Below are 16184 nucleotides of genomic sequence, written 5' to 3'. Positions count from 1 at the left end.
CTCGTGTTGTCTGCCCCGGTCTCTAAATGCCGGCCGACAGGAAGCCGCCATCGACCACCAGCACCTCGCCGGTGACGAAGCTGGCGGCCGGCGACAGCAGGAAGCCGATGGCCTCGGCGACCTCTTCCGGCGCGCCGTAGCGGCGCTGCGGAATGCGGTCAATCCAGGCCTGGCGCGCGGCATCGCTGTGCAGCCCGTCGAGCAGCGGCGTGCTGATCGGCCCCGGCGCCACCGCGTTGACGCGGATGCCGAGCGCGGTGAGTTCGCCCGCCATCACCTTGGTCATCGTCACCACCGCGCCCTTGGAGGCGCCATAGGCGGTGCGCAGCGAATTGCCGATCAGGCCCGACACCGAGGCGATGTTGACGATGGCGGCGTCCGGCTCGCGCTCGGCCGCCACGAAGGCGCGCACGGCGAGGAAGGTGCCGATCACGTTGACGTCGAGCACCAGGCGCATCAGCTCCGCGTCGGTCTCGCGGAACGGCACGGCGCGGGCGATGCCGGCGGAATTGACAAGGCCCGACAGCGGCCGGCCGAACCGCTCCTGGATGCCCTCGAAGGCGAGTTGCAGGCTGCCCTCGTCGCGAATGTCGGCGCGGGCGCCGAACAGGCGATCGGAGGCGCCGTCGCCCTCGGCGGAAAGGTCGGCGATCGCCTTGTCGAGCGCCTCGCGCGACATGTCGAGCAGGGCAACCTCTGCGCCGCGCGCCAGCAGCCAGCGGGCGGCGGCAAGGCCGATGCCCGAGGCCCCGCCGGTGACGATATAGCAGCGGTCCTCCAGCGACCGTAATCCGAGTGTCATACGCTCATGTCTCCCAGTTCCCCATGCGTTCGGCGCCCATGCGTTCGGCCGCCATGCGGGTGGCCTGCGCCTCGCCGGCCGCCACCGTTCTCGCCAAGACTGTGTCCGCCAGTTCCGTTTCACCAGGATGACAGGACCGTGCCCCGTCCGGCAGCCACTCTTCCAGCACCAGTTCGAAGGTCACGCAGACCGGATTGTGGCCGGAGACGAAGCGGCCGCCGCTGATCGCCCCGTTCGGCTCGGCGAGCACGCCGTGCAGCACCGCGACCGGCGTGCCGTCCGCATCCGCCTCGACCATGCCGCTCATGCCGATCACCTCCACCGCCGGGCCGCGCACCACCTTGATATGGCCGGAGGAAAAGGCGACGCAGGCATCGGTCAGACTGCCGAGCCCGGCGCGCAGGAAACAATGGGCGAGCCCCTCGCTGAGGCAGATCTTCTCGACCGACTGGACGAGATCCTCGTTGGGATGGACGCGGGCATAGACGGTGCGGCCGGTGCGGCCGCTGACAAGCATCACCTCTGCGCTCATTGTCCCCCTCCTGAACGATCCAGCGGCCGGAACAGGGTGTGGTTGGTCTCCGCGTCGGGAAGCTGGCGGATGTCGAAGCCGTCGAACACCGTCATGAGGACCCGAACGCCCTCGCCACCGATGCGGCTGGCGGCCGTGTCGAGATGACCGCCGAACACCCGGCCCTCATGCGGTTCGGCGAACCAGGCATGGCAATGCAGCAGCGGCGCGCCATCGGCGCCGATGCCAAGCGTCGCCGCCCCGCCGAAGAGGCGAACAGTGCCAGCGTCCCGCATCGGCGTGTAGGTCACCACCCGCGCGCCGCCGGTGTCAGGCGCGGCAAGGCAGTAGATGCAGGGCTCCAGCGCCCCCGACAGCAGCTCGAAGGCGGCCGGCCGCCACTCCCCGCCGGTTGCCGCGCGCATCGCCGCCACGAACGCCTCGACCAGCGGCGCGCCGGGGGCAAGCCGCACCAGATTGGAGCGCGCGCCCTCCCTGGCATCGCGGCCGAGGGTGATCCGTTCCCGCGCCACCGGCCCCGGCTGGCGCAGCAGGCGCGCGGCGGCGGGAAGGCCCCGGGTAAGTCCAGGGGAAAGACCGGCGGGCGCCCTCACCTCGCCCCCTCCAGAACCGGCGCTTCGGCGAGACGGCTTTCCAGCAGCTCGCGCACGGTCTTCTTGGTGATCTTGCCGTAGCCGGAGCGCGGCAGCGCGTCGAAGACGACGAAGCGCTTGGGGATCTTGTAGCCGGCGATGCGGGTCGCAAGATCGGCCTTGAGCTGCTCCGGCGTGATCTCGGCGCCCGGCTGCAGCACGATGGCGGCAACGCCGACCTCGCCCCATTTCTCGTCCGGCATGCCGACGACGCAGGCCTCGGCGATGGCCGGATGGGCGACCAGCTTTTCCTCGATCTCCAGCGGATAGATGTTGGAGCCGCCGGAGATGAACATGTCGGAGGCGCGCCCGGTGATGAACAGGAAGCCGTTCTCGTCGAAATGGCCGATATCGCCGGTGCGGAACCAGCCGTCGCGGAACGCCTCCGCATTGGCCTTCTCGTTGCGGTAATAGCCGTTGAACACCGCCGGGCCGATGACGCAGATCTCGCCGTTTTCCAGCGGCGGCAGCGGTTTGCCGTCCATGTCCTGGATCTCGATCTGCATGCCGGTGCGGGCATAGCCGCAGGTGCCGACGCGCACGCCCGGCCCGTCTTCCGGATCGTGCAGATGCGGCGGCAGCACGGTGATGTTGCCGGTCACCTCGCCAAGGCCGAAATACTGCACCAGGCAGCGGCCGAGCTTGCGCAGGGCCGTCTTCTGGTGCTCGCGCAGCATCGGCGCGCCGGCATAGATGACATGGCGCAGCGAGGAATGGTCGTAGCGGTCCACCGCCGGGTCGCTGACCAGCGCGGTCAGGATGCTCGGCACGGTGAACATGTTGGAGACGCGGTGGCGCTCGATCAGGCGGAAGGCCTCGTCGGCGTCGAGGCTGCGCGAGACGGTCAGCACGGTGGTGACGCAGCGCGCCACCTGGATGAGCTGGTGAATGCCGGCGCCATGCGACAGCGGCGCGACGACCAGCGAGGCATCCTCCGAGGTGGTGCCCGGCATCAGGTCGGCGAGATGATTGGTGATGACGAAGGCCATCTGCCCGTGGGCGAGCACCGCCGCCTTCGGCTTGCCGGTGCTGCCGGAGGTGAAGAAGAACCAGCAGGGATCGTCCCGCTCGACGGGCGCCGCCCGCAAGGGCGCGCCGCGCCCCGCCGCCACCAGATCGGCATGGACATGCTCGCCGTCGCGCCCCTCGCCGATACAGATGACGATCCGCGCCCCGGCGTCCCGCGCCGCATCGGCATGGGCGGCGAATTCCGGCTCGTAGATGATGGCTTTCGCCTGCGAAGAACTGGCGATATGGGCAACGTCGTCCGGCAGGATGCGGAAATTCGTCGGCACCCAGACGGCGCCGAGCTTGAACACCGCGAACATCGTCTCGAACATCTCGACCGAGTTGCGCGACTGGACGATGACCTTGTCGCCGAAGCCGAGGCCGAGCCCGGCGAGCGCACCGGCGAAGGCATCGACGCGGGCGTTCATCTGCGCCCAGGTCACGCTGCGCTCGCCATGCACCACCGCCAGCCGCTCCGGATGGCGGCGGGCGGCCTCGGTGAGCAGATCGCCGAGGTTCATCACCCGGTTGGACATGCGCTCGGCGCCTTCCACCCTCATTTCAGCCGCTCCAGGATCGAGACATAGTTGGCGACCGCCGCGCCGCCCATGTTGAAGACGCCGGCAAGCTCCGCGCGGGGAAGCTGCATGTCGCCGGCCTCGCCGCAAAGCTGCATCGCCGCCATCACATGCTGCGAGACGCCGGTGGCGCCGATCGGATGGCCCTTCGACTTCAGCCCGCCGGAGGGGTTCACCGGCAGGCGGCCGCCGAAGGCGGAAATGCCCTCGTCGATGATCCGGTGGCCCTCGCCCTCGCGCGCCAGACCCATCGCCTCGTATTCCAGCAGCTCGGCGATGGTGAAACAGTCATGGGTCTCGACGAAGGAGAGATCGGCGACGCCGACCTTGGCCCGCTCATAGGCGGAATTCCAAGCCCGTGCAGCGCCTTCGAAGGAGGTCTTCGAGCGGCGGCTGAGCGGCAGGAAGTCGTTCACATGCTCGGCGGCGCGGAAATATACCGCGCGCGGGGCGGTGGTCAGCGCGGTGTCGGTGTCGGCGATCACCATCGCCGCCGCCCCGTCGGAGATCAGCGAACAGTCGGTGCGGCGCAGCGGGCCGGCGACGATCGGGTTCTTTTCCGAGACCTCGTTGCAGAAGTCGAAGTCGAACGCCTTGCGCATATGGGCGTAAGGATTGGCCATGCCGTTGGCGTGGTTCTTGGCGGCGATCCGGGCAAGGCTGGCGCGCCGGTCGCCATGGGCCTGGAAATAGGCCTGGGCGATGTTGGCGAAGACGCCGGCAAAGCCGCCGTCGACCTCCGCCTCCTCCTTGCGATAGGAGGCGCCGAGCAGGATGTCGCCGACCTCCGGCGTCGGGGTCGCGGTCATCTTCTCCACGCCGACGACCAGCACCCGGCGGGCGCGGCCGCTCTCGATCTGGCGGAGGCCGGCATGGATCGCGGCCGAGCCGGTGGCGCAGGCGTTTTCCACCCGCGTTGCCGGGGTGAAGCGCAGCTCCGGCACCGCGAGGGCGACCAGCGAGGCCTGGAAATCCTGTTTCGCAAAGCCATTGTTGAAGGTGCCGAGGAAGATCGCGTCGATCTCCGAGGGACCGACATCGGCATGCCGGAGACAGTCGCCGATGACCTCGGCAATCAGCTCCTCCGCCCCTGCCGCATCCGATTTGCCGAACCTGGAATGGGCCCAGCCGATCATGCAGGCTACCATCGCGCTCCTCCCTGCGACATTTCACCAGCATCTTCACTATAGAGCCGGAATTCCGGCTGATCTTGTCTTTTCGAGCCGCCCGAATAGACTATCGCGCATGAAACTCGCGCGCTGTCGCGCAGCCGGAGCTGAACCATGCAGCCGCTCGACGATACCGATCTGAAGATCCTCCGCGTGCTGCAGCAGGACGGCTCCCTCTCGGTGACCGAAGTGGCCGAGCGAGTCGGCCTGTCGCAGTCGCCCTGCTCGCGCCGGATCAACCGGATGATCGAGGACAAGGTGATCCTCGGCCGCTCGATCATCCTCGACCGCCGCAAGCTCGGCTTCGACGCCACCATTCTGGTGCGGATCAAGCTGTCCGGCCACGGGCGCCAGTCGATTTCGGTGTTCCAGGAGGCGGCGCTGAAGATCCCGGAAATCCAGGTGGTGCAACTGATGCTCGGCGAGTTCGACTTCAACCTGCGCGTCGTGGTGCGGGACATGGATCATTTCCAGACCCTCTTGCGCGAAAAGCTGGTGATGCTGCCGGGCCTGCACGAGATCCAGAGCACGGTGATCCTGGAAGAGACCAAATACACCACGCACTTGCCAATATGACGGATCGTTTCGCGTCATTCAACACTGAGGACATCCGCGACATATATTATATATGTCGATATCATTATTATAATTGATCCAGGGATTTCGAGGCAATAAGGTCTCTCTACAGGAACGGCGGAGCGAAACGCGCTCCGGAACACCTGCGGCCTCGTGGCGGAATGGCGACGCAAGGGATTGCAACTCCCTAAATCCTGGTTCGACTCCAGGCGAGGCCTCCACTCCCTTCCGTTGCAACGATCTCCTTGCACAGCTCTCCTGTGATGATCCCGGCTCAGGCGGGCTGCGGCGTGCGCTCCTCGCGGGCTTCCTCCCGCCGCCGGCGCAGGGCCTGGCGGTCGATCTTGCCGGTGGAGGTGCGCGGCAGCAGGTCGACCGGCACGAAGCGCTCCGGCACCATGTAGTTCGGCAGCAAGGCGAGGCAGTGCCGCTTCAGCGCGCGCGCGTCCGGCGCCTCGCGCTCCGCGATGAAGCAGGCGGTCAGCGTGCGGGTGCCTTGCGGGTCGAGTTCGTCGATCACCGCCACCTCGCCGACGCCCTCGTGACGCAACAGGGCTTCCTCGACCTCGCCGATATTGACGCGGAAACCGCGGATCTTCACCTGGGAATCCCGCCTGCCGACATAGTGCAGCGTGCCGCCCGCGCCGATACGCACCAGGTCGCCGGTGCGGTAGATCGGATCGGGGTAAAGGTCGTGGCGCGGGTCCTGGACGAATTTCGCCGCCGTCATCGCCGGATCGCCCCAATAGCCCTTGGCCAAGGTTGACCCGCGGGCGCAGAGCTCGCCGACGGCGCCCTCCTCCGACAGCACCTCGCCCGCTTCGCCAAGCACCAGCACGTCCATATGGGCGCAAGGCACGCCGATGGGCAGCGGCCCGTCGCCGGGCAGGCCAGTCAACGTGTGGCAGGTGACGTCGTTGATCTCGGTGGCGCCATAGATGTTGTGGTAGCGCGCCTTCGGCAAGCGGGACATGAGATCGCGCAGCTCCGCCGGCGGATAGGGTTCGCCGGCGAAGAAGATCAGCCGCAACTGATCGAATTCCGGGCCCGGATCGCCGAGCTGGCGGGCGATCATCCGCAGCACGGACGGCACCGACTGCCACACCGTCACGCGGCTTTCGGCGATAAAGCGCACCAGATCCGTCGCCATGAAGGAGATGCCCTGCGGCACCAGATGCACGCAGGCGCCATGCGCCAGCGTCGTCCACACGTCGAACAGCGACAGGTCGAAATGCAGCGGCGAATGCGAGGCGACCCGGTCCTGCGCCTGAAGCGCGAAATATTCCCCCGCCCAGTCGGAAAAGGCGACGATGGCCCGGTGGCTGATCATCACGCCCTTGGGGCGGCCGGTCGAGCCCGAGGTGTAGAGGATATAGGCCAGGTCCTCGTCGATCACCCGCGAGGGCGGCGGCGACACCACCTCCGCAGTGTCCCCTCTCGGCTCCAGCATCATCGGGGCGATGCCCTGCGCGCCCGGCGACAGCGCCAGCGGCACACCGCCCGTCACCAGCACCGGCGGCAACTCGCCCCCCTCCGCCACCAGCGCCTCCAGCCGTTTCGTCTTCGCCGCCGAGGAGATCAGCATCGACGGCTCGCAGTCCTGAAGAATGCCGGCAAGGCGCGGCGCCGGCCCGGTCGGGTCAAGCGGCACGCAGATCGCATCCGCCATCATCACGCCGAGCAGCGCGCCGACCGCCTCCGGCGACTTGTCGAGCCAGACCGCGACCCGGTCGTCGCGGCGCACGCCGCCGGCATGGAGGGCGCGGGCGATGCGGACGGCAAAGTCCTGCAGCTCCGCCCGCGTCCAGGTCGTCTCCTCGAAGACGATGGCGGCGGCCTCCGGTGCCTGCCGCGCCAGAGCCTCGAGCAGTCGCGGAATGATGCGCGCCATCGTCGTACTCCTGTCCCTTTGTTTTTACGCAATTCCGGACGGAAAACCGGTTCCCACTTTTCCTGGAATTGCTTCAGAGATCGTACCGGCCCATCAGCCAGGCGAAATACTGGAAGCGGTCTCCGAGGAAGCGCTCGGCCTTGCCCCACATTTGGTCGTCGGTGATGTCGCTGGGATACTTGCGCCCGACGGCGCTGCGTTCGAACAGCGGCCGCAGCAGGGTCAGCGCCAGGATGTAGAAGAGGTCGTGGTCCATCTTGTAGGACTTGCGCCGGTCGCCGTCCCAGCCGCCGAGAATGTCGTCGCGGTGCTTGGTGAGCAGCGCCAGATGCGGGATGAAATAGCCCCACATCCGGCGGGAGATGGCGCGGATCTCGGCTTCCGGCACATCCGGGAAATAGCCGGCGATCTTCGCCGCGATCGGATCGAACTCCATCAGGTTGTGAATCGTGTATTTGCCGAGCGCGGTCGGGTAGCCGAGCTTGCCGACCATCCGGTAGATGGCGCTGGCGAGGTCGCGCCAGGCCTGCATCGCCTTCGCCGTGGGCGGCAGGTGGTTGATGTCCTGAACGGAATCGAGGTCGATCAGGAACAGCCGCTTGCTCTCGACCGAGTAGACGAAATTGCCCCAGTCGCCGGAATAGCGGTAGAGCTCGGCCAGCGAGAAATCGTGCAGCAGCTTGCCGGCCTCGCGGGCGAGCTTGCAGATGACGGTGAGGCGGACGCGCTCGTCGTCCGGATCACCCTCGACGCCGAGCGCCTCGCGGATGTCGTCGTAATGGGCGTCGAAGGCCGGATCGCTGCCGCGCGCCATGCCGGCGCCGAACAGGATCTCCGAGATGCGATAGGCGGCGGCGCCGGGCGACAGCGTCAGCACCGCGCCCATCGGCTGGCCCTGGAAGGTCAGGTTGCCGCCATACTCGATCACCGCCAGCGGCGCGATGGTCGGCACGCCGTGGCGCACCAGCCGCTCGGCCGACCAGAACTCGCGATGCGCCCGCTCGTGGACGATGCCGCCGATCGGGCTCGGCGAGCTGTAGGCATATTTGTACTCGCCCTCGTTCGAGATGCCGAAATGCGGATAGGTGACGAGATATTCCAAGAGGTCGGTCAGCGGCGGCACCGGGTCATTGCCGGCATCGTCATGCAGCTTGTTGGAATATTCCGCATCGCCCGGCAGGATCGGGTTCCACAGACCGACGCCCTTGAGCTTCGCCGCGTGGAAGGTGACGGTGGGATCGTCCTTCAGCGCGATCGGCTCGTTGAGGCTTTCCCAGGAGCCGCGGCCGCGCCGGGTGAAGGTCGGCACATGGCCGTTCCAACTGGCGATGTCGAGCAGGCGCTGGAACTCTCCGTCCGAGATGGTCAGGCCGTCGAACTGGTGGGTGATCCGATAGTCCAGCTTCTGGTGAGCGTTGATGTTCATCGAATAGCGTCCTGAATGAAAAGGAAAAGATCGGGTCAGGCATACGTCCTGGCGCCGAAGATGGCCGAGCCGACGCGCACGCTGGTGGCGCCGTGGATCACCGCCTTCTCGTAGTCGCCGGACATGCCCATGGAGCGGCGGGCGAGCCCCGCCTTGTCGGCAAGCGCGGCCAGCAACTCGAAATGCGGCGCGGGGTCCTCGCCTGCGGGGGGAATGCACATCAGCCCCTCGATGGTCAGCCCGTGCACATCGCGGCAGCGCTCGACGAAAGCGATGGCCTCGTCGGGGTCGATGCCGGCCTTCTGCGGCTCGCGCCCCGTATTGACCTGCACATAGAGGCGCGGGCTGCGGCCCTGGCGGGCGATCTCGCGGGAAATCTCGGCGGCGATCTTCTCCCGGTCGACGGACTCAATCACGTCGAACAGGGCGACCGCGTCGCGCGCCTTGTTGGATTGCAGCGGCCCGAGCAGGCGCAGCTCGATATCGGGATATTCGGCCTTCAGCGCCGGCCATTTCTCCTGCGCCTCCTGCACCTTGTTCTCGCCGAACACGCGGGCTCCGGCAGCGATCACCGGGCGGATCGCGTCAGCGTCGAAGGTCTTGCTGACGGCGACCAGCGTCACCGGGCCGGGATCGCCCTCGCGCACTTCCTCGGCCGCCGCGATCTTCTGCAAGACCGCCGTCAGCCGCTCCACCGATTGATCCTTGGTCATGGTCGTCACTCTCTGTGTCGGTTGTGGATGAGAAGGCTCACACGCCGACGCCGAACAGGCGCGGCACCAGCAGCGTCAGGGTGGGAAACAGCGCGCACAGCACCACGATCACCACATGGGCGAAGGCGAAGGGCAGCGATTCCCGCACCGCGCTCTCGTAAGGGGCGTTGGCTATTCGCGCGGCGGTCATCAGGGTCAGGCCGACCGGCGGGGTGATGTTGCCGAGGTTCAGCGCCAGCAGCATCACCATGCCCGCATGCAGCGGGTGGAAGCCGAGCTCGACCAGCGCGGGGGCCAGCACCGGCACGGCGATGATGATCGCGGGCAGCACATCGATGAACATGCCGATGACGACGAGGAGCGCCGCCACCGCCAGGATCTGCACCACCGGGTTGTCGCTCATCGTGGCGATGGTCTCGGCCGCATGGCGGGCGATGCCGGAGCGGGTGACGAACCAGCCGAGCACGTTGGAGGCGCCGAGCAGCAGGAACACCACGCCGCTGAAGCTGACGGTGGAGACCAGCGACTCCCACAGGTCCCGCCGAGTCAGCCGGCGATAGGCGAAGCCGCCGAGCACCAGCGCATAGATGCAGGCGATCACCGAAGCCTCGGTCACCGTGGTCAGGCCGGTCAGCACGCCGCCGAGAATGACCAGCGGAATGCCCATGGCGGCGAGCGCGCTGAGGCCGGTCGCGACGATCACCGAGAGCATCACCCGCTGGTGGCTGGCATAGCCGCGCTTCCACGAGATGATGCCGCTGACGATCAGCATGGCGAGGCCCATCATCAGCCCCGGCACGATCCCGGCGGCGAAGAGGCCGAGGATCGAGATGTCGCGCAAGGTGGCGGCATAGGCGATCATGATGATGCTGGGCGGGATGATCGGCCCGACGATGGCCGAGCAGGCGGTGACGGCGGCGCAATAGGCGGCGCTGTAGCCCTCCTTGCGCATGGAAGGGATCAGCGTGCGCCCGATCGCCGCCGTCTCGGTCACCGCCGCGCCGGTCAGCCCGGCGAACATCAGGCAGGTGGTGACGTTGACATGCGACAGCGCGCCCGGCACCCGGCCGAACAGCGAACTGGCGAAGGCGATCAGCCGCTCGGTCAAGCCGGCGCGGTTCATGATCTCGGCGGTGATGATGAAATAGGGCACGGCGATCAGCACGTAGCCGGAGACGCCGGAATAGAAGCGGTCGGCAAGGATGCCGAGGAAATCCGCCCCGCCGATGGAATAGGCGCCGATCATGCCGGCCGCGGTCAGCACCAGGCCGAGCGGCAGACCGATGAACATCAGCACGACAAAGGCGAGAGAGGCGCTCATCCGGCGACCTCCGCGACGCGGCGCGCCGGCGTCGGTCCGGCCGCTTCCGCCAGGCTCGGCGGCGATATGCCCGCCTCGGCCGGTCCGTCGCCGTAATCCAGCCCCGCCTCGGCGGCCTCGACCTCCTCCGCCGCCGCGCCGATGGCGCCGCGCTCCTCAAGAAGGGCCATGCCGTCGACCAGATGCAGGCACAGGATCGCGCCCGCCACCGGCACGGAGGCCGCCGTCCAGTGATGCGCCACCTGCAGGCTGGAGGAGATGATGTAGAGGTTGCTCGCCTCGCGGAAGAAGCCGAACCCGTACCACAGCAGCGCCAGGGCGAAGAGGCCGATGGCGGCAAGGTTGATGCCCTGCGCCAGCCGCGCCGCCCAGCGGGGCAGCATCCGCGCCACCGCGAGGATGGCGATATGCTCGCCATACTTGAAGGCGACGGTGATGCTGAGCATGCCGAGCCAGGGCAGGAACAGGCGGAACAGCGAGGGCCGGGTATTGGCATAGGCGAAGGCGAGCGGGCCGCTGTCGAACAGCGAGGCCTGGCCGAGCCGGTGGGCCAGCGCCAGCCCCATCTCCAGCACGATGCCCGCCGCCGAGACGACCAGCATCACGGCGAGCAGCAGGGCGCAGACGACGATGGTCGCACGGTTGACCGCGTCGCTGGCCCGGCGCAGGGCGCCGACAAGCGCTCCCGGCCCAAGGGTGGAAGTCGTGCTCATGGGGTGTCTTCCCGGTCGGCTCGGCTGAAACGGGCGCGGCGCGGCGGTGGCCGGCCGCGACGGGCGGGGATGCGCGGGCCACGCCCGGCCTCCCCGCCCTTTCGATCAGTCGAGATAGATCTCGATCGCGGAGCGATTCAGGTCGGCATGGATGCGCTCGACCTCGGCGCGCAACTCGTCATAGAGCGCCGCCTTCTCGCCGAATTCCTTCACCAGCCACTCGCGATAGATCGGCTGCGCGATCTCCCGCATCCGCTGCTTCTCGGCATCGGAGAGGATGTGGCACTGCTCGAACTTCTTGCAGGAGTTGACCCAGCCGACGACGGTGATCTGCGCGGCGATGCCATGCGCCATGGCGACCGCCTCGCGCGCGGCGGCGACGATGATCCTCTGGTAGTCTTCGGGCAGTTGCGAGAACCAGGCCTCGCTGACGCTCCAGGTGATGGTGTTGTAGACGTGGCCGCTCCAGGTGGTGAAATTGGTCACGTCGTAGAGCTTGAAGATGTCGTTGACGCCCGGCGCGTGGAAATGACCGTCGACGAGGCCGGTGGCAAGGCCGGTCTGCAACTCGCCCCAGGGCAGCGGCGTCGGCGAGGCGCCGAGCGCGCGCATGATCGTCATATGCGCCTGGTTCTCCTCGACGCGGATGCGCAGGCCCTGCAGGTCCTCGACCTTGGTGATCAGCCGCTTGTTGTTGGCGAAGGCGACGAAGCCGCCGCCGTCGTCGAGCGTGCCGAGGTAGCGCAAGCCGCTTTCCTTGACCATCGGCTTCATGAACGCGGCGAACCACGGACTGTCGAAGAAGGTCCAGGCCGTCCGGTAGTCCGGGAACAGGAACGGCGAGGTGATCATCTCGTAATTGCGGTAGAAGGAGGCCTGCGTGCCCGAGCCGAGCATGACCGACTGGATGGTCTTGCCGGCGCGGGTCTGCTGCGCCGCCTCGACCTCGCCGCCGAGCGCGCCGTTGCCGAAGACCTGCACGTCGATGTCGCCATTGGTGGCGCTTTCGACCAGTTGCTCGAAATGCTTGAGGGCCGGCGCCGTCTCGTTGTTGGTGAGATCGTCCGGGTAGAGATGGGCGATGGTCATGGTGTAGCGGGCGGCCTCGGCCGGGCCGGTCCAGCCGGCCGCGAGCGCCAGCGCCAGGACGCCGGTCAGCAGCAGTCCGCGCAAACCGGCGCGGCCGGACGAGCTGCCTTGCGCGCGGCTGCGAATTGCCTGCGCCGTACCCTTGTTACTTATACGTGGGAAGCAACAACAACAGTCTCCGACCGACATAATTCCCCTCCTCAAGCGAATATTATTCTATTCGATTGTAAGTTGAGGATAGGAAACCGCCCTTTTCCGGTCTAATTCTATTTTTCTATTTCTTGTGACTGTCGCAACGTAAATCGAGAGCGGCGCATAAACGCCAGCGGCCGGGGCCTTGCGACCCCGGCTCGACGTCCGGTCTCCGGCGTCCGGTCCATGACGTCCGGTCCATGACGTCCGGTCTGCACTCTCTCCAGGCGCCGGCAGCCCCGCCGCGCCTGCGAAAACCGGCCCGTCCGGCCTCCGGCACCCTCCTCCCATCAAAACGGGGTGCGGAAACCGGACGGGCGGCCCCCATGGGGCTGGGGTGGGGGCTGGGGCTGGGTTGGGTTGGGGCGGAAGCCGGGCCGAGGTCGGGGCCGGCGGCGCCCTACCCCGTCACCGCGCCCTTGTTCGCCGGCCGCGCCAGTTGCGCGAACTTGCCGAGCACGCCGCTGCGATAGCGCGGCTCCGGCTGGCGCCAGTTGGCGCGGCGGCGGGCCAGTTCCTCGTCGTCCACCTCGAGCTGCAGCAGTTGGCGCGAGGCATCGATGGTGATCGTGTCGCCCTCCTCCACCAGGGCGATGGTGCCGCCCTCATAGGCTTCCGGCGTGACATGGCCGACCAGCATGCCCCAGGAGCCGCCCGAGAAGCGGCCGTCGGTGATCAGCCCGACATCGGCGCCAAGGCCGCGGCCGATGATCGCCGAGGTCGGGGCCAGCATCTCCGGCATGCCCGGGCCGCCGCGCGGGCCGAGATAGCGCAGCACCAGGACGTCGCCGGGGCGGATGCGGTCGGACAGGATCGCGTCCATCGCCGACTGCTCGTCGTCGAAGACGCGGGCCGGGCCGGTGATCGAGGTCGACTTCAGGCCGGTGATCTTGGCGACGGCCCCGTCTTCGGCGAGGTTGCCGCGCAGCACCGCCAGATGGCCCTCGCGATAGAGCGCCTTGTCGATCGGCAGGATGACGTCCTGGTCGGCGGAGGGTTCGTCCGGCACATGCGCCAGTTCCTCGGCCAGCGTGCGCCCGGTGACGGTCATGCAGTCGCCATGCAGCAGGCCGGCATTCAGCAGGATCTTCAGCACCTGCGGAATGCCGCCGGCCTTGTGCAGGTCGACCGCCATGTATTTGCCCGAGGGTTTCAGGTCGCAGATCACCGGCACCTTGCGGCGCACCCGCTCGAAATCGTCGAGCGTCCACTCGACCTCGGCGGCGTGACAGATGGCGAGGTAATGCAGCACCGCGTTGGTGGAGCCGCCGGTTGCCATCACCAGGGTGATGGCGTTCTCGACGCTCTTGCGGGTGACGATGTCGCGCGCCTTCAGCCCCTTCTTCACCGCCTCGACGAGGGCGCGGGCGGACTCGGCGGTGGACTCGAACTTCTCCTGGTCGATATTGGCCATGGTCGAGGAATAGAGCAGCGACATGCCGAGCGCCTCGAAGGACGAGGCCATGGTGTTGGCGGTGTACATGCCCCCGCACGCGCCGGTGGTCGGACAGGCGTTGCGCTCGATGCCCTCGAAATCCTCCTCGCTCATGCGGCCGGCCTTGATGGCGCCGACCGCCTCGAAGGCGGAGATCACCGACAGGTCCTGGCCCTTCCACTTGCCCGGCTTGATCGTGCCGCCATAGACATAGACCGCCGGCACATTGGCGCGGACGATGCCGATCATGCCGCCGGGCTTGTTCTTGTCGCAGCCGCCGATCACCAGCACGCCGTCCATCCACTGGCCCTGCACCGTCATCTCGACACAGTCGGCGATCACCTCGCGCGAGATCAGCGAGTATTTCATGCCCTCGGTGCCCATCGACATGCCGTCGGAAATGGTGGGCACGCCGAAGAGCTGCGGATTGGCGCCCGCCTCCTTGATCGCCTTCACCGCGACATCGGCAAGCGGCTGCAGGCCGGCATTGCAGGGTGTGATCGTCGAATGCCCGTTGGCAATGCCGATCATCGGGTTGTCGAAATCTTCCTTGGTATAGCCGAGGCCATAGAACATGGCCCTGTTCGGCGAACGCTCGATCCCTTGCGAAATCGTCTTCGAACGCTCGTTATATGCCACCCGCAATCCTCCCTGGACATCCCGCGGCGCCGGCCCGCCGCCGTCCCGGCCCTCCCGCGGGCCGGCTCCCGATCCAGATGCGCACCGCCGGTCCGGCCGGACTTGCCGGAACAGTGCCGGAGATCGGCGCAACCGCCTCAAATCCCACGCTGTTTCCCATCCGGATAAGGTGTGCCCATCAGCCTCCAGGCGACGGTATCGCCTCGTCATTCATTTCAGAAATATATTTCTGAGAGGGTATTAAGACGTTTTTCGACCTAATCGCGCTGCGTTCCGCCCCCGCCGACAGCGGCGGCGCCGACCCTCCCGAGCCGGCGCCCCCGTGTGCTGCTTGCGCGTTCGAACTGCAAAAAGGGCGGCCGCTTCAGTCGATCCGGCCGGCGTGACCGTGACCCTGGCCGTTGAGGTCGTGGCGGGCCTGCACCATCGCCGCCTCGGGCAGGCCGAGACCGGGAGCGCCCCCGCCCCGGCCCTGACCGATCCCGCCGTCCTCGTCGCCGGCATGTTCGCCGAGGCCGCGGGCGATCTCCACCAGCCGCAGCACCGTCGGCGAGGGGTCCTCCTTGCGCCAGACGAGGCCGGTCTCGATCACCGGCGGCTTGCCCTCCAGGCCGACATAGCGCACCCCCATGCGGCCCAGCCGGCGCAGCGAACCGGGCACCAGCGCGAACCCCATCCCGGCCGAGACCAGGCTGATGATGGTCTGCATCTGGATGGCTTCCTGGCCGATCACCGGCTCGATGCCATGGGACGCAAAATAGGTGGTGATGATGTCGTGGAAGGCCGGGGCCGAGCGCCGCGGGAACAGCACCAGCGGCTCCTCGGCAACGTCCTCGATCTTCAGCCGGCCGCTGACGATCTCCACCCGGCCGGCCCGCACCCACTCCTCCGGCACCGCCGCCACCAGCGGCTCGTGCAGCAGCGGCTGGTAGGACAGCGAGGCATGCAGGGTCTGGTGCAGCGGGATGATCAGGCCGGCATTGATCTCGCCCTGCATCAGGGCCTCGACCTGCAGGTCGCTGGTCATCTCCTTCAGCGTCACCTTCACCTCCGGATAGGTGGCGCCATAAAGGCTGATCAGTTCGGGAAGCAGGTTGTAGTCGGCGGTCGTCACGAAGCCGAGCTTGAGCGAGCCGATCTCGCCGCGGGCGAGCTGACGCGCCAGCGCCGGCAGGGCCTCCACCTCCTGCAGCAGCTTGCTCACATGCGACAGAAGGTGCTCGCCGACCGGGGTCAGCGCCACGTTCCGCTTCGTCCGCTTGAACAGCGTGACGGACAATTCCTCCTCTAGCGCCAGAATGGCCTGACTGAGCGGCGGCTGCGTCATACAGAGCCGCTCCGCGGCCCTGCCGAAATGCAACTCTTCCGCAACCGTTACGAAGAACTTGAGCCTTCTCAGATTCATTGCTTGCCTTCTTCTCCCTAGGATTGCCCGTTTTTGCTGTCCCAAAAATTCGAACGCAAACCT

Annotated in this window: 14 protein-coding genes and 1 tRNA gene; 2 read left to right on the top strand and 13 right to left on the bottom strand. The window is 67.4% G+C overall.

Annotated features, from left to right (window positions below):
* Positions 1 to 22: 22 nt before the first annotated feature.
* From TSB10GB4_RS21980 to TSB10GB4_RS21960, 5 genes are read right to left on the bottom strand one after another with little or no spacing between them, the layout of a single operon-like run.
* Positions 23 to 802, bottom strand: coding sequence for an SDR family NAD(P)-dependent oxidoreductase (locus TSB10GB4_RS21980; protein ID WP_186397492.1), 780 nt, complete (start codon positions 800 to 802; stop codon positions 23 to 25).
* 4 nt (positions 803 to 806) lie between these two features.
* Positions 807 to 1334, bottom strand: a complete 528-nt coding sequence (locus TSB10GB4_RS21975) for a PPC domain-containing DNA-binding protein (RefSeq protein WP_186397491.1) — start codon at positions 1332 to 1334, stop codon at positions 807 to 809.
* Positions 1331 to 1927, bottom strand: coding sequence for a DUF296 domain-containing protein (locus TSB10GB4_RS21970; RefSeq protein WP_186397490.1), 597 nt, complete (start codon positions 1925 to 1927; stop codon positions 1331 to 1333). The genes TSB10GB4_RS21975 and TSB10GB4_RS21970 overlap by 4 nt, the downstream gene beginning before the upstream one ends.
* On the bottom strand, positions 1924 to 3534 hold the full coding sequence (locus TSB10GB4_RS21965; RefSeq protein ID WP_186397489.1) for an acyl-CoA synthetase: 1611 nt from the start codon (positions 3532 to 3534) through the stop codon (positions 1924 to 1926). Before TSB10GB4_RS21965 ends, TSB10GB4_RS21970 begins: the two co-directional genes overlap by 4 nt.
* Positions 3531 to 4700 carry an acetyl-CoA acetyltransferase gene (locus tag TSB10GB4_RS21960; protein ID WP_186397488.1) on the bottom strand — a complete coding sequence of 390 codons (1170 nt, stop codon included), beginning with the start codon at positions 4698 to 4700 and terminating at the stop codon, positions 3531 to 3533. The genes TSB10GB4_RS21965 and TSB10GB4_RS21960 overlap by 4 nt, the downstream gene beginning before the upstream one ends.
* A 135-nt stretch (positions 4701 to 4835) precedes the next feature.
* On the opposite strand from TSB10GB4_RS21960, the gene TSB10GB4_RS21955 reads away from it, so the two are divergent.
* Both TSB10GB4_RS21955 and TSB10GB4_RS21950 read left to right on the top strand, forming a co-directional pair.
* The gene (locus tag TSB10GB4_RS21955; RefSeq protein ID WP_186389682.1) at positions 4836 to 5297 is read left to right on the top strand and encodes an Lrp/AsnC family transcriptional regulator; all 462 of its coding nucleotides are present in this window, start codon (positions 4836 to 4838) and stop codon (positions 5295 to 5297) included.
* Between the two features lie 147 nt (positions 5298 to 5444).
* Positions 5445 to 5518: transfer RNA gene (locus TSB10GB4_RS21950), tRNA-Cys, on the top strand.
* Positions 5519 to 5571: 53 nt separating this feature from the next.
* Here the strand turns inward: TSB10GB4_RS21950 and TSB10GB4_RS21945 are convergent.
* From TSB10GB4_RS21945 to TSB10GB4_RS21910, 8 genes are all read right to left on the bottom strand, one after another.
* Positions 5572 to 7188, bottom strand: coding sequence for an amino acid adenylation domain-containing protein (locus tag TSB10GB4_RS21945; protein ID WP_186397487.1), 1617 nt, complete (start codon positions 7186 to 7188; stop codon positions 5572 to 5574).
* A 73-nt stretch (positions 7189 to 7261) separates the two neighbouring features.
* Complete coding sequence (locus tag TSB10GB4_RS21940; RefSeq protein WP_186397486.1) at positions 7262 to 8614, bottom strand: SET domain-containing protein; 1353 nt, start codon at positions 8612 to 8614, stop codon at positions 7262 to 7264.
* A 35-nt stretch (positions 8615 to 8649) separates the two neighbouring features.
* Positions 8650 to 9327 carry a YggS family pyridoxal phosphate-dependent enzyme gene (locus TSB10GB4_RS21935; protein ID WP_186397485.1) on the bottom strand — a complete coding sequence of 226 codons (678 nt, stop codon included), beginning with the start codon at positions 9325 to 9327 and terminating at the stop codon, positions 8650 to 8652.
* Positions 9328 to 9364: 37 nt separating this feature from the next.
* On the bottom strand, positions 9365 to 10648 hold the full coding sequence (locus tag TSB10GB4_RS21930) for a TRAP transporter large permease (protein ID WP_186397484.1): 1284 nt from the start codon (positions 10646 to 10648) through the stop codon (positions 9365 to 9367).
* The gene (locus TSB10GB4_RS21925) at positions 10645 to 11361 is read right to left on the bottom strand and encodes a TRAP transporter small permease (protein WP_186389687.1); all 717 of its coding nucleotides are present in this window, start codon (positions 11359 to 11361) and stop codon (positions 10645 to 10647) included. The genes TSB10GB4_RS21930 and TSB10GB4_RS21925 overlap by 4 nt, the downstream gene beginning before the upstream one ends.
* 105 nt (positions 11362 to 11466) lie before the next feature.
* Complete coding sequence (gene dctP / locus TSB10GB4_RS21920; protein WP_186397483.1) at positions 11467 to 12534, bottom strand: TRAP transporter substrate-binding protein DctP; 1068 nt, start codon at positions 12532 to 12534, stop codon at positions 11467 to 11469.
* A gap of 508 nt (positions 12535 to 13042) precedes the next feature.
* On the bottom strand, positions 13043 to 14716 hold the full coding sequence (gene ilvD, locus TSB10GB4_RS21915) for a dihydroxy-acid dehydratase (RefSeq protein ID WP_186397482.1): 1674 nt from the start codon (positions 14714 to 14716) through the stop codon (positions 13043 to 13045).
* Between the two features lie 364 nt (positions 14717 to 15080).
* Positions 15081 to 16121, bottom strand: a complete 1041-nt coding sequence (locus tag TSB10GB4_RS21910; RefSeq protein WP_186397481.1) for a LysR family transcriptional regulator — start codon at positions 16119 to 16121, stop codon at positions 15081 to 15083.
* Positions 16122 to 16184 lie beyond the last annotated feature (63 nt).

This window comes from Stappia sp. TSB10GB4, from assembly GCF_900185745.1.
Classification (GTDB): Bacteria; Pseudomonadota; Alphaproteobacteria; order Rhizobiales; family Stappiaceae; genus Stappia.
Note: the sequence above shows the minus strand (reverse complement) of the source record. Positions and strands in the feature narration are given on the sequence as shown.

Bases quoted from the DNA above. Each gene is read 5' to 3' on its own strand.
- TSB10GB4_RS21980 (WP_186397492.1), bottom strand. From the start codon at position 802: ATGACACTCGGATTACGGTCGCTGGAGGACCGCTGCTATATCGTCACC.
- TSB10GB4_RS21975 (WP_186397491.1), bottom strand. From the start codon at position 1,334: ATGAGCGCAGAGGTGATGCTTGTCAGCGGCCGCACCGGCCGCACCGTC.
- TSB10GB4_RS21965 (WP_186397489.1), bottom strand. From the start codon at position 3,534: ATGAGGGTGGAAGGCGCCGAGCGCATGTCCAACCGGGTGATGAACCTC.
- TSB10GB4_RS21960 (WP_186397488.1), bottom strand. From the start codon at position 4,700: ATGGTAGCCTGCATGATCGGCTGGGCCCATTCCAGGTTCGGCAAATCG.
- TSB10GB4_RS21955 (WP_186389682.1), top strand. From the start codon at position 4,836: ATGCAGCCGCTCGACGATACCGATCTGAAGATCCTCCGCGTGCTGCAG.
- TSB10GB4_RS21945 (WP_186397487.1), bottom strand. From the start codon at position 7,188: ATGGCGCGCATCATTCCGCGACTGCTCGAGGCTCTGGCGCGGCAGGCA.
- TSB10GB4_RS21940 (WP_186397486.1), bottom strand. From the start codon at position 8,614: ATGAACATCAACGCTCACCAGAAGCTGGACTATCGGATCACCCACCAG.
- TSB10GB4_RS21935 (WP_186397485.1), bottom strand. From the start codon at position 9,327: ATGACCAAGGATCAATCGGTGGAGCGGCTGACGGCGGTCTTGCAGAAG.
- TSB10GB4_RS21930 (WP_186397484.1), bottom strand. From the start codon at position 10,648: ATGAGCGCCTCTCTCGCCTTTGTCGTGCTGATGTTCATCGGTCTGCCG.
- TSB10GB4_RS21925 (WP_186389687.1), bottom strand. From the start codon at position 11,361: ATGAGCACGACTTCCACCCTTGGGCCGGGAGCGCTTGTCGGCGCCCTG.
- TSB10GB4_RS21910 (WP_186397481.1), bottom strand. From the start codon at position 16,121: ATGAATCTGAGAAGGCTCAAGTTCTTCGTAACGGTTGCGGAAGAGTTG.